The 12,550-nt window shown below is 59.0% G+C and carries 13 protein-coding genes and 1 pseudogene; 7 read left to right on the top strand and 7 right to left on the bottom strand.

Annotated elements, in window-relative coordinates; genetic code table 11:
- Positions 1–8: 8 nt before the first annotated feature.
- From ACQG19_RS02835 to ACQG19_RS02820, 4 genes are read right to left on the bottom strand one after another with little or no spacing between them, the layout of a single operon-like run.
- A complete protein-coding gene (locus ACQG19_RS02835) occupies positions 9–389 on the bottom strand; it encodes a response regulator transcription factor (protein WP_038981732.1) in 381 nt (126 codons plus the stop codon).
- 22 nt (positions 390–411) lie between these two features.
- Complete coding sequence (locus tag ACQG19_RS02830) at positions 412–672, bottom strand: XapX domain-containing protein (protein WP_013095413.1); 261 nt, start codon at positions 670–672, stop codon at positions 412–414.
- Complete coding sequence (locus tag ACQG19_RS02825; RefSeq protein WP_013095412.1) at positions 669–881, bottom strand: DUF1427 family protein; 213 nt, start codon at positions 879–881, stop codon at positions 669–671. Before ACQG19_RS02825 ends, ACQG19_RS02830 begins: the two co-directional genes overlap by 4 nt.
- A 60-nt stretch (positions 882–941) precedes the next feature.
- Positions 942–1,628 (bottom strand): hydrolase, encoded by a 687-nt coding sequence (locus ACQG19_RS02820; protein WP_013095411.1) that lies wholly within the window; start codon positions 1,626–1,628, stop codon positions 942–944.
- Positions 1,629–1,845: 217 nt separating this feature from the next.
- On the opposite strand from ACQG19_RS02820, the gene ACQG19_RS02815 reads away from it, so the two are divergent.
- The 6 genes and pseudogenes from ACQG19_RS02815 to ACQG19_RS02790 form a co-directional block, all read left to right on the top strand.
- Positions 1,846–3,717, top strand: coding sequence for an amidohydrolase (locus ACQG19_RS02815; RefSeq protein WP_038418608.1), 1,872 nt, complete (start codon positions 1,846–1,848; stop codon positions 3,715–3,717).
- A complete protein-coding gene (locus ACQG19_RS02810) occupies positions 3,717–4,124 on the top strand; it encodes a DoxX family protein (RefSeq protein ID WP_020687449.1) in 408 nt (135 codons plus the stop codon). The genes ACQG19_RS02815 and ACQG19_RS02810 overlap by 1 nt, the downstream gene beginning before the upstream one ends.
- Entirely contained in the window at positions 4,121–5,740 is a 1,620-nt protein-coding gene (locus ACQG19_RS02805; RefSeq protein ID WP_038981728.1) for an MFS transporter, read from the top strand. The genes ACQG19_RS02810 and ACQG19_RS02805 overlap by 4 nt, the downstream gene beginning before the upstream one ends.
- A gap of 30 nt (positions 5,741–5,770) precedes the next feature.
- Entirely contained in the window at positions 5,771–6,592 is an 822-nt protein-coding gene (locus ACQG19_RS02800; protein ID WP_014830493.1) for an alpha/beta fold hydrolase, read from the top strand.
- Between the two features lie 125 nt (positions 6,593–6,717).
- On the top strand, positions 6,718–7,959 hold the full coding sequence (locus ACQG19_RS02795; protein WP_047646544.1) for a hypothetical protein: 1,242 nt from the start codon (positions 6,718–6,720) through the stop codon (positions 7,957–7,959).
- A gap of 75 nt (positions 7,960–8,034) precedes the next feature.
- Positions 8,035–8,247, top strand: a pseudogene (locus ACQG19_RS02790) (alpha/beta fold hydrolase); the annotation flags it as partial.
- Here ACQG19_RS02790 and ACQG19_RS02785 read toward each other — a convergent pair.
- Complete coding sequence (locus ACQG19_RS02785) at positions 8,210–9,631, bottom strand: MFS transporter (protein ID WP_222169206.1); 1,422 nt, start codon at positions 9,629–9,631, stop codon at positions 8,210–8,212. The pseudogene ACQG19_RS02790 and the gene ACQG19_RS02785 overlap by 38 nt on opposite strands.
- A 50-nt stretch (positions 9,632–9,681) precedes the next feature.
- Positions 9,682–10,770: a cellulase family glycosylhydrolase gene (locus ACQG19_RS02780; protein ID WP_246932073.1), complete on the bottom strand. Its 1,089-nt coding sequence runs from the start codon at positions 10,768–10,770 to the stop codon at positions 9,682–9,684.
- Positions 10,771–10,955: 185 nt separating this feature from the next.
- On the opposite strand from ACQG19_RS02780, the gene ACQG19_RS02775 reads away from it, so the two are divergent.
- The gene (locus ACQG19_RS02775; protein WP_246932075.1) at positions 10,956–11,963 is read left to right on the top strand and encodes a LacI family DNA-binding transcriptional regulator; all 1,008 of its coding nucleotides are present in this window, start codon (positions 10,956–10,958) and stop codon (positions 11,961–11,963) included.
- On the opposite strand, the gene fosA is transcribed toward ACQG19_RS02775, so the two are convergent.
- Positions 11,949–12,374: a FosA/FosA2 family fosfomycin resistance glutathione transferase gene (gene fosA, locus ACQG19_RS02770; protein WP_029882211.1), complete on the bottom strand. Its 426-nt coding sequence runs from the start codon at positions 12,372–12,374 to the stop codon at positions 11,949–11,951. The genes ACQG19_RS02775 and fosA overlap by 15 nt on opposite strands.
- Positions 12,375–12,550 lie beyond the last annotated feature (176 nt).

The following is a 12,550-nucleotide window of genomic DNA, read 5'->3' as shown; positions in this document are numbered from 1 at the left end:
CGCGATCCTTATTGTCGGCGGGCCAGCTCCCGCTGAATATGATCCAGCAGAATATCGATGTTAATAGGCTTACGCAAAAATGCAGCGGCGCCCATATCAAGAGCGTACCGCTGCATATTTTCATCAGCATGACCGGAGATAAAGAGCACGGGGGGAGGCGGGGCGGCCAGCAGCCGCAGCTTTTCAAACAGCTCCAGGCCGTTCATGCCCCGCAGCTTGATATCGGTGATTACCAGCGCCGCGCCGGACAGGGCGAACGGGTGGCTCAGAAACACCTCTGCCGAATCAAACGTGTCGGTCGCATACCCTTCCGACTCCAGGAGGTTACTCAGCCCGCTGCGGACAGAACGTTCGTCATCAATGATGGCAATGCGCCACGGCAGCGTCATGCTGTTATTCCTCAAAAAATCATTAAACGTCGCGGTTTTCCTTCACGGGCGCGGGAGGCGCCGTGCCGCTGATTTTCGGCACACACTCGTGACGAAACCAGGCCAGAGTCAGCGGTTCGCGATTCAGTATGCGACGTCCCACCGGGATCAGCTGTTCGCCCACCAGCATGCCAAACAGGCCAAGCAGGGCGACAACCGGCGGTGCCGGAGAGTGGACGTTGAGCAGAGCGTAAATTACCCCAGCCAGCACGCCGCACACCAGCGAAATTATCCAGGCCTTCATGATGACTCTCCTGCCGGATGGTGAACCACTGCCGGAACGCTCACCACGCTGTCGCGGGCTAACAGATGGCGCGTCGCCTGCTCCCCGGCCAGCATCCCCAGCAGGCCAATCAGCGCCAGCGCGGGCGGCGCGGGGGAGCGTACCTTCAGCGCGGCATACATCAGGCCGATCAACACGCCTGCCGCAAGGGATATCAACCCTGTACTCATAGAGAACTCCAGAAAGCAGTCAGTGGCAGGCCGGATGAGGGACCAGCCTGCCGCCGGGACTTAGCGGGCCGGGACCGGCGCTAAGGTACGGTGCTCGCTCTTCTGGCGAGACGGCGCTTTGTGCACCATGGTGTAAGCGTAATCCACGCCCATGCCGTACGCGCCGGAGTGCTCGCGCACGATATCCATCACCGCGGTGTAGGTCTCTTTACGCGCCCAGTCGCGCTGCCACTCCAGCATCACCTGCTGCCAGGTCACCGGGATCACGCCCGCCTGGATCATGCGCTGCATGGCAAAGTCGTGGGCTTCTTTGGTGGTACCGCCGGACGCGTCCGCCACCATATAAATTTCGTAGTCGCCTTCCAGCATTGCGCACAGGGCAAAGCTGTTGTTGCACACTTCGGTCCACAGACCGGCAACCACCACCTTCTTCTTGCCGTTGGCTTTCAGCGCGTCGCGCACCTTCTGGTCATCCCAGGAGTTCATGGAGGTACGCTCCAGAATGTCCTGGCCCGGGAACACGTCCAGCAGCTCCGGGTAGGTGTTACCGGAGAAGCTTTCAGTCTCTACGGTGGTGATGATGGTCGGGATGTTGAACACTTTGGCCGCTTTCGCCAGCGCCACGGTGTTGTTTTTCAGCACCTGGCGGTCAATAGACTGCACGCCAAACGCCATCTGTGGCTGGTGGTCGATGAAAATAATCTGACAGTTCGCAGGGGTTAATACTTCGAGCTTTGAAGAGGTCATAGCATTTTCCAGTGGTTAAGGGTGAAATCGCCGTGAGTGCCACGCCGATAAAGTCGCCCCCATCCTGCGGCCTTCTGCGCCTGTGCGTAATTATCTCTTCGTATAGTTAACCTTAGGTATAGTTATACTTTGGTATACCTATCCTATTGTATAACTGGATCTTTGCCGAAACCGGTTCCCATAATCCTGACCATTCCCCTATCAGTCAGGAGCAGTTATGGTTACCCTTGGAAAAGCCGATCTCATTCTGGTTAACGGCCAGTTTCACACCGTCGATCGCGAGAATCCTGTGGCGGAAGCCGTCGCCGTGCGCGACGGAAAATTTCTGGAAGTGGGTACCGTCGCCGAGGTGATGCAACACCACTGCGACGGCACTAAAGTGGTGGATTTAAAAGGCCACACCGCCATCCCCGGCCTGAACGACTCCCACCTGCACCTCATTCGTGGCGGGCTGAACTACAACCTCGAGCTGCGCTGGGAAGGCGTGCCGTCTCTGGCCGATGCCCTGCGGATGCTGAAAGAACAAGCCCTGCGCACGCCATCGCCCCAGTGGGTGCGCGTGGTGGGCGGCTGGAGCGAGTTCCAGTTTGCCGAACGCCGCATGCCAACCCTGGATGAAATTAACGACGCCGCGCCGGATACCCCGGTCTTTATCCTGCACCTCTACGACCGCGCCCTGCTCAACCGCGCCGCGCTGAAGGTGGTTGGCTACACCAAAGACACGCCAAACCCGCCGGGCGGCGAGATCCAGCGCGACGCCAACGGCAACCCGACCGGGATGCTGATCGCCCGTCCGAACGCCATGATCCTCTACGCCACGCTGGCCAAAGGGCCGAAGCTGCCGCTGGAGCAGCAGGTTAACTCCACCCGCCAGTTTATGCGCGAGCTGAACCGTCTGGGGCTGACCAGCGCCATCGACGCGGGCGGCGGCTTCCAGAACTACCCGGAAGATTACGAGGTGATTGCCGAGCTGCACGAGAAGAAGCAGATGACCGTCCGCATCGCCTACAACCTGTTTACCCAGCGTCCGGGCCACGAGCTGGAAGACTTTGAGAAATGGACCGACATGCTCACGCCGGGCCAGGGCAGCGACTTCTTCCGCCATAACGGCGCGGGCGAGATGCTGGTCTTCTCCGCCGCCGATTTTGAAGATTTCCTCGAACCACGCCCTGACCTCGCGCCGGGCATGGAGGATGAGCTGGAGCGCGTGGTGCGCCATCTGGTAGAGCACCGCTGGCCGTTCCGCCTGCACGCCACCTACAACGAGTCCATCAGCCGCATGCTGGACGTGTTCGAAAAAGTTAACCGCGATATTCCGTTTAACGGCCTGCACTGGTTCTTCGACCATGCGGAGACTGTCACCCAGGCCAACATCGACCGCATCAAAGCGCTCGGCGGCGGCATTGCCGTACAGCACCGCATGGCCTTCCAGGGCGAATACTTTGCCGAGCGTTACGGCATTGAAGCCACCCGCCATACGCCACCGGTGGCAAAAATGCTGGAGACCGGCGTACCGGTGGGCTTAGGCACCGATGCCACCCGCGTGGCGAGCTACAACCCGTGGACCGCCCTCTACTGGCTGGTCTCTGGCCGCACCGTCGGCGGGATGCAGATGTACGATCACAGCGCCCGTCTGGATCGCGACACCGCCCTGATGCTCTGGACCCAGGGCAGCGCGTGGTTCTCCAGCGAACAGAACCAGAAGGGGCAGATTAAGGTCGGTCAGCTCGCCGATCTGGCGGTTCTGAGCAAAGACTACTTCCGCGTGCCGGAAGAGGAGATCAAGGGCATCGAATCCGTCCTGACGGTGGTCAACGGCGATATCGTCTACGCCGCAGGCAGCTTTGGCCCGCTGGCCCCGCCGGCCATTCCGGTCCTGCCTGAGTGGTCCCCGGTGGTGAAGGTGCCGGGCCACTACCGCAGCGCGCCGCCGCAGGCCACACGCGTGGGTATGAACGCCGTCCACCACTGCAGCGGCCCGTGCGGGGTGCACAGCCACCAGCATGATTTTGCCCGCACGTCAGAGATACCGGTGTCGGACGATAACGCATTCTGGGGGGCGCTGGGCTGCAGCTGCTTTGCATTCTGATGAAAAACACCTTTGCTCCGCCCCGGGTCGACCTGGGGCTGTTTTTCCTGCGCCTGACAGGCAGCCTGCTGTTGCTGTACGTGCACGGCCTGCCGAAGGTGCTGCACTTCAGCGAAGAGCTGACGCGCATTGAAGATCCGTTCGGCTTCGGGCCCTGGGCGAGCCTGATCCCGGCGATTGTCGCCGAGGTGATCTGTCCGCTGTTTATCATTGCGGGCGTCTACACCCGCCTGGCGTGCCTGCCGATTATCGCCGTGCTGCTGGTGGCGATGCTGGCGGTTCACCCCAACTGGTCGATTGCCGAAGGGCAGTTTGGCTGGCTGCTGCTGATTATCTTCACCACCCTTGCCCTCACCGGGCCGGGCCAGTGGCGGCTGCAGCGTAAGGTAACGGAGAAATTTGCATGACCCAGGTTAACGACGTTCGTGACGCCCACGTCGAGACGACGCCCGCACCGACGGTTTCGCCCTGGCAGCCGCTGAGCCAGCCGGTGTTCCGCATGCTGTGGATCGCCACGGTGGTCTCTAACGTCGGCTCATGGATGAGCGACGTCGGTATTAACTGGAGCATGCTGAGCCTGAGCGCCGATCCGCTGGATATCGCGCTGGTACAGGCGGCCAGCAGCCTGCCGATGTTCCTCTTCGCCCTGCCGTCCGGGGTGATGGCGGACATCGTCGACCGACGTAAATACCTGCTCTTCTCCCAGCTGTGGGTGTTCATCGCCGCCGCCGGGCTGGCGGTGCTCTCCTTCACCGGCCACGTCACGCCTGCGGTTCTGCTGGTGACGACGTTTCTGCTGAGCGTGGGGGCGGCGATGAGCTCGCCGCCGTTCCAGGCGGTGGTGCCCGACCTGGTGAGCAAGCCGGAGCTGGGTGCCGCCGTGGCGCTCAACTCACTCGGAGTGAACATCAGCCGGGCAATCGGCCCTGCGCTGGGCGGTTTTCTGCTGTCACTGGCCGGGCCGTGGATGGTGTTTGCCCTGAACGCGCTCTCCGTGGTCGGCGTGGCGTGGGTGCTGTGGCGCTGGCGTCCCGCACCGACAGTGCAGCGTCTGCCGCCGGAGCACTTCTTCTCGGCGGTGCGCTCTGGCATCCGTTACGTACACGCCGCGCCGGTGCTGCGCAACGTGCTGGTGCGCACGGTGGCCTTCTTCGTTTTTGGCAGCGCGGGCTGGGCCCTGCTGCCGCTGGTGGCGCGTCGCGAGCTGGGCTTAGGCCCGGCGGGCTACGGCGTGATGCTGGCGTGCATTGGCCTGGGGGCGATTGCCGGGGCCATCCTGCTGCCGCGGCTGCGCCAGCGGCTGAACGCCGACCGCCTGATGGTGGCCGCCAGCCTGACGTTTGCTCTTACCATGCTGGCGCTGGCGTTCGTGCGCCACTTCTGGCTGCTGAACCTGTTTGAGTTTTTCACCGGCTTCGCGTGGATTGCGGTGCTTTCCACCCTCAATCTCGGCGCGCAGCGCAGTGCGGCACGCTGGGTGAAAGCCCGCGCGCTGGCGGTTTATCTGACGGTGTTCTTCGGCTCGATGACCGCCGGCAGCGCCCTCTGGGGACAGATCGCTTCGCAGTTTGGCACCCCGACTTCGCTGGTGGTCGCCACGCTGGGAATGGTGCTGGCGAGCGCGACGGTGTTCCGCTGGAAGCTGGAGAAAGATCCTGATTTAAATCTCGACCTCAGCGGCCAGCCGCTGGACGGCATCGAGATCGACCTGCCGAACGAGCGCGGCCCGGTGCTGGTGTCGCACGAGTACATCATCGACCCGCACAACGCGAAAGCGTTTTTGCAGGCAGTGCACGAGCTGCGCCGGGTGCGTCGCCGCGCCGGAGCGATGAGCTGGGCGGTGTACGAGGATATCGAACGCCCCGGACTGTTTATCGAGACCTTCCTGATGGGCTCCTGGATTGAGCATCTGCGCCAGCAGGAGCGCCACACCATGAATGACCTCCTGCTGCAGAGCCGCGTTCTGGCTTTTCATCAGGGCACAACATCACCGGCTATTCGCTATCTGGTCGCGCCGGTATAACCATAACCATCACCTGTACAGGAACACACTATGGCAACGTTTAAGGCAAAAGACGGCACGCAGATTTACTACAAAGACTGCGGCGCGGGTAAACCGGTTCTCTTCAGCCACGGCTGGCCGCTGGACGGCGACATGTGGGACAGCCAGCTGAACTATCTGGCCGAGCGCGGATTCCGCGCCATCGCCTTTGACCGTCGCGGCTTTGGCCGCTCGGATCAGCCGTGGAACGGCTACGACTACGACACCTTTGCGTCCGATATCAACGACCTGATTACCACCCTGGACCTGCAGGACGTGACGCTGGTGGGCTTCTCCATGGGCGGCGGCGACGTGACCCGCTACATCAATAACTACGGCAGCGCACGCGTGGCCGGTCTGGCGCTGCTGGGCGCGGTCACGCCGATCTTCGGTAAATCAGATACCTTCCCGCAGGGTGTGGATCAGAGCGTGTTCGACGGCATTCGCGACGGCCTGCGTAAAGATCGCGCCCAGTTCATCAGCGACTTCGCCACCCCGTTCTACGGCATCAATGCCGGGCAGACCGTCTCTGCCGGTGCCCTGACCCAGACGCTGAACATCGCCCTGCTGGCGTCACTGAAGGGCACCATTGACTGCGTGACCGCGTTCGGCGAAACCGACTTCCGCCCGGATATGGCGAAAATTGACGTGCCGACGCTGGTGATCCACGGCAGCAACGACCAGATCGTACCGTTTGAAAGCACCGGCAAGCTGGCGGCAGAGATGATCAAAAACGCCACGCTGAAGGTGTACGACAACGCGCCGCACGGCTTCGCACTGACCCACCAGGACCAGCTCAACGAAGATCTGCTGGCGTTTGTGAAGTCGCTGTAAGTTCCCGGGGCTGACGCCAGAAGGCGTCAGCCTGAAGATGCACTTCCGGACATACCAAATTTGAGCGTAGAACTCCCTCTCCCTTGTGACTAGTATTCCTTCATTTCGAAGGGAGACTACATAAGATGAATATCCAGTTTCATAAGCGGCTAACTCGAAAGTTTATCATCGCTATTTTAACATCCTCTTCATTTGTCACAGCCTGTACATTTAGCGTTATATGGTTCTATCTTGCGAATATTGACCGGCTTGATATTTTATATGATGCGTTGAGCGTGAGTAGCGCAGTAGGAATAATATTTGGGTTTACCCTTGTCTCGCTACTTGGCTTCAGCCTTGTCATTTTTATCTCATCTTTCCTTGCTTACTTAATTTACACTGCACATGAGAAAGAGTTTGTTAAATACGAAGGTTTGACACATAGCTTTACCTCAGTCTGTTTTGGTAATAGCGTTGTGATGTGCGTTGTGCTTATCGGAGCGTTCTGCTTACAATTTTTTCTGCATGTAAATGGTTTTATCGTTCTTGCCTTAGCGATAGCAATAATACTGGCCGCATCGTATGGCTTATGCTACAAGCTTATGTTCAACGTTCAGTCATATAAGGATGTTGATGATACGCGTGATGTAAAATATTTGCAGAAAAACGCCGTCAGGAACTGGCTGCCTCTGTTATTGATTGCCCCTGCTTTTACACAAATCTTCCCACTCATTTTTATCGCGGGTCAGCTAGATTTTAACGAAGAAAGTAATACGTTCTTACAGGTTATCATTTTCCTTGCACTCTCGGTCGCGATGATTATTGTGGGTATCTTCCCAGGAATGATCCTGATAAACGAAAAGAAAAATAAAAATTTATTGCAAATAATCATTTATACACTAATCATTATTCCTGTCAGCATGCTTGTCCTGACAATGATTTTCCGCCCCACCCCCAATATGATCATTAACATGACCATGAACCTTTCCGGCATTAGCGACTGGCGCACACATCAATATTACATAGATACTCACACTCACCCGCCAGCGATGTTTGATGGTTTAACATGGAACACACGTTACTATAAAGATATCCCTTCGAGATTCTTTATCACCGGCGTAAACATTTTCTCGCTTGGAAACATTCAGCTTATTTGCCCTACGCAAATCAATCATGCCAGATCGCTGAGCCTGAAAACTACGCCAGACAACTTTGACGAATATGACCTTCGCATAAAACGGTTAAAAAACACCGCTATGAAATGTATCCCGTTTAAGAAGGATGAGATACACCAATGGGATTCGCCTATAGCTGAACCTGTTTATTTTCAGAAAATTAAATCTACCGGTGATAGCCTTTTATTAAAGTTGCTTCATGATATCAAGTAGCTTTTTAAGAAACGCCCGCAGCGCGGGCGCTACTTAATCAATTCACCGTAAGCGGAGGATCATGCTTCTGCCCGGGCTCACCGCGTTATGGCCAAATTCGACGTGCCGACGCTGGTGATCCACGGCAGTAACGACCAGAACGTGCCGTTTGAAAGCACCGGCAAGCTGGCGGCGGAGATGATCAAAAACGCCACGCTGAAGGTGTATGACAACGCACCGCACGGCTTCGCACTGACCCACCAGGACCAGCTCAACGAAGATCTGCTGGCATTTGTGAAGTCGCTGTAATTTTCTGTAGGCCGGGTAAGGCGCAGCCGCCACCCGGCGCTTTCGCAGACGCGTTCCGCTCCGCCAGCAGCCGACAAATCTCCGCATGCTTCTCCTCGGTAAAGGTAAAGCGCGACATAAAGCCCATGCGGATCAACGAGCCAATCGCCGGTAACAAACAAATCCCGAAGAACAGTCCCGACAGCACGCCTTGGCTCTGAAGTTGCGCCTGCGGCACGTAACCGATCATCGTCAGAAACACGCCGATTAACCCACCGCCCACCGCCACCGACATCTTGCCGGTAAAGGTCTGCCCGGAGAAGGTGATCGCCGCGCAGCGCTTGTGAGTGTGGTACTCCGCGTACTCAATGGTGTCGGCAATCATCGACGAGGTGAGGATGTTGGTCATCATCACGAACAGCGTGCTCAGGCCGAGCAGAATGAACAGCATCGTCACTTGCTGATAGCCGATGAACCACATCACCACGCGCACCGCCACGTCCAGCCCGCAGAGGATCATAAACAGCTTCCGCTTCTGCATCCGGCGCGTCAGCATCGGGGCGACCAGGCACAGCACCGCCGCCACAATCCCCATCACGCCAATCGCCATCTGCAGGCTGCCGTCGCCCAGATTATTGATAAAGAAGTAGATATACAGCCCGCCCGCCACGTTGTGGAACACGCAGAAAAAGAACGACAGCAGGACAATAAACAGCGGCTTGTTCTGGCGCAGGTTGTGGAAGGTGTCGCGGATGGTCACCTTTTCCGGGCTCGGCGGCACGCGCTCCTTGATCTGCATAAAGCCGTTAAGCATCAGCGGCAGGCCCACCAGCATCATCACCAGCGCCGCCATAAAGTAGCCTTTATCATTGCTGTACTGGGCGAAGAATGCCGCCAGCTTCGGGAAGAAGATGTTGGCGCAGGCAATCCCCGCGTTCACCCCCAGCATCGCCGCCGTCACCGCGCGGGTGCGCTGGGCGGAGTCGTTGGTCATCACCGACGACATCGACCAGAACGGGATATCGGAGATGGCATACAGCGTCCCCCACAGGATATACGTCACCCCGGCGTAGAGGATTTTGGTGGTCATGTCTGCTTCGATTTTATAGAACGACAGCAGCGTGACGCCGGTGATCAGCAAAGGCGCAATCAGCAAAAAGTGGCGAAACTTGCCGAACCGGCTGTTAATGGTATCCATGATGCTGGCAAACAGCGGATCGTGAACCGCGTCCCACGCGCGGGCAATCAGGAAGATGGTACTGGCCGCCAGCGCCGAGATCCCCAGCACGTCGGTGTAAAAATAGTTAATAAACGAACCCACTAAACCAAAGCTAAAACATTGACCTAAACCATAGCCAAAATAAGACCACAACTCGCGAGACGGTATTTTCATTGTCATTGCCATTGTTATATGCCTGCCTGGTTGCCCGGCGGTCGGCCGCCGGGTCGATATTATTAGCCCTGGACTTTCGGGGCGATCTTGCGCAGCTGTTGCATTAATGCGATTTCACGGCGTGAGAACGGAATGCCGTTCTCCTCAAACACGTCGTGGAACCAGAGGCGGCAGTAGTCCGTGGACTCCTTCATCACCACCGGCCACGGCAGCCACGTCTGGGTTTTGCCGCGCACCAGCCCCCACTGATACGGCGCGACCTTCGCCGCGTACATCAGCGGTAGCTGCTCCTCGATGGTGCTACCCACGTGGCGCGCCAGCCATTCGGTGCAGAACAGCGGCCGACCAAGCTTTTGCAGTTGCTGAATAATCGCCGTCATACGGCCGGTGTGGGTGTAGGCGTGGAAGCTCACCACGTCCGAGAGTGCCAGTGCGGTCTGGTCCAGCGGATGCTGGAAGAACGTCTCGCCCTCCTCTTCCGGCGGCAGACGCCACGCGCAGACGGTGAGCGGCTGGGTCGGGTCTTCTTCACGCACCCACCTGAACGCCAGCTTCATCAACTCGTGCGCGCAGGTCTCCAGCTTCGCGTCGTACTGCACCTCCTGCGTGCCGGTCGCGAAAATGCCGCGGTTGCCCGGCTCGTTGTAGAGATCCCACAGCAGCACGCGCTTATCGTCGCGGAACTGGCGAACAACGTCGCGGATATAGCGCTCAATCTGCGGCCAGCAGTCAGGATCGCACACCTTGTCGCGCCCCGGGCTCGCCGCCGCCTGGCTGTTGTGCTTGCCCGGTACCGGCGGCTTTTGCGGGCCGAGGTACGGCTCGTCGCCGGAGAAACCGCAGTCGTCCATCAGGGTCAGCATGGTGCTGAAGCCATGACTGTCGGCAATCGTCAAAAAGCGGTCGATGCGCGCCATCAGCCCGTCGCGGTCGTGCTCCCAGACGATAAACGGCAGGTTGATGCGCAGGGTGTTGTAGCCCGCCTCCGCCGCCCAGCCCAGCTCGCGCTCGATGGTGGCGGCATCGAAGGTCTCTTCCTGCCAGATATCGGTCCAGTTCACCGCCGTCGACGGCAGGTAATTAAACCCGCACAGCCAGCCTTTTTGCTGATACCACGCCTGTGCCTGCTCCCTGCTCCACTGCTCTTTCATTACGCATCCTCTTACTGATAATATTTAGCTAATAAATATTAGTTGCAGGATAAATGCGCAAATCACGGCGTTTAGAAAAGCGACGGTACTCACAAAGTTCACGCTTCGATGAATGAGAAACGTGATCGACGGCGCTAAAGCGTGCGGTTAGGGTATGATGCGAAATCGCGAAAGGGAGAGGACGGATGAAGCGAAAAACGAAAGTGACGATGAACGATATTGCGCGGGCGGCAGGCGTGTCGCAGGCGACGGTATCGCTGGTGCTTAACCAGTCCCGCAACATCAAGCTCAGCGACGACACCCGCCAGCGGGTGATTGGCATCGCCACCGAGCTCGGCTACGACCGCCTCCCCGCCGTTCACGCCCCGCGCAACCAGGAGGAGATCGCCCTGCTGGTCAGCTCCATGCAGAGCTTCGACCCGTTTATCGACGCCATCAGCCAGGCGCGGGAAGCGGCGTGGCGCAACGAGACGCTGCTCACCGTCTACGACTACGGCGACGATATCGAGCTGGCGCTGAACATCATCCGCCAGCTGGAGAAGCGCAACTGCATCGGGATTATTCTCGCCTCCCCGGTCACCACGCTGGTGGACATGACGGCATTCCAGGACTGCACCCGCATCCCGCTGGTGCTGCTTAACCAGCGCGACCCCGGCTCGCCGCTGCTGCCGTCGTTTATCCCGGACGACTACGCCAACGCTTTCCAGGTGACAAAACATCTCATCGCCTGCGGGGCCACGCGCATCGCCCACATCACCGGCGAGAGCTGGATGGAGGCCTCCCGCCAGCGTCTGGCAGGCTACCAGGCGGCGCTGCAGCAGGCCGGACTCGCGTGCGACGACGGACTGGTGCGCCAGACCAACTGGCAGTTCAGCGAGTCCTTTACCGCCACCACGTCCCTGCTGGAACTGGCCGCGCGCCCGGACGCCATCTTCTGCGCCAGCGACTGGCTGGCGATTGGCTGCTATCAGGCGCTGGCGGTGAACGGCGTGCGCATCCCGCAGGACATGCTGCTGGCGGGCTACGACGACCAGAAGATTTCCGAGCAACTCACCCCGCCGCTGACCAGTATCCAGCTGCCCTACAGCGAGCTGGGACGGCTGGCGGTGGAGTACCTGTGCAATCAGGAAGATGCCGCCACGCACGTGACGCTGGCGGGCAGGCTGAAGGCGCGCGCCTCAAGCCTCATCTGAGGTAAACACCATGCCCGCATAGGGCTTCTCGCGACACGCCGCCAGCCGCGCGGCGAGGCTGCCCACGTGCAGCTCCAGCTTGTGCCCGTCCGGGTCGAGAAAATAGAACGACGCCCCCTCGCTTTTGTTCTGTTTCCAGACGGTGACGCCCGCCTGCTCCAGCCTGTGCGAGAACGGTTCAAAGTCTTCTTCCGCCACGGTAAATGCGTAGTGGGTGTAATCGCTCTCCTGCGGCGGGACATACTGGCGCGCCTCGTCGTACGACAGGCAGACCCACAGATCGCCGCAGGTGAGATAGGCCCCGGTATTCCAGCGGGCATGCAGCGCTAGCCCCAGCAGCTTGTGCCAGAAGGTGACGCTTTTTTGCAGGTCGCTGACCGCGAGGGTCAGGTGGTTGAGTGATTGCAGCATGACGTGCCCTTTTGTTTTTCGCGCCGGACGTGATACGGTAAAAGCATGAACATAAACCACGCCGTGCTCACCGTAAACCGCTGGTGGCTGCCTTCTTAAAGGCGGCACGGAGTAGTTTTCCCCATTTTCAGATAGCCGCCGAAAGGCGGCTTTCTCATATCTAAGACCCCTTTCGG

The organism is Enterobacter cloacae complex sp. 277I4 (genome assembly GCF_050031465.1).
GTDB classification, from domain to species: Bacteria; Pseudomonadota; Gammaproteobacteria; order Enterobacterales; family Enterobacteriaceae; genus Enterobacter; species Enterobacter cloacae.
The sequence above is the reverse complement of the archived record's forward strand: the minus strand, read 5'-3'. Positions and strand labels throughout refer to the sequence as shown.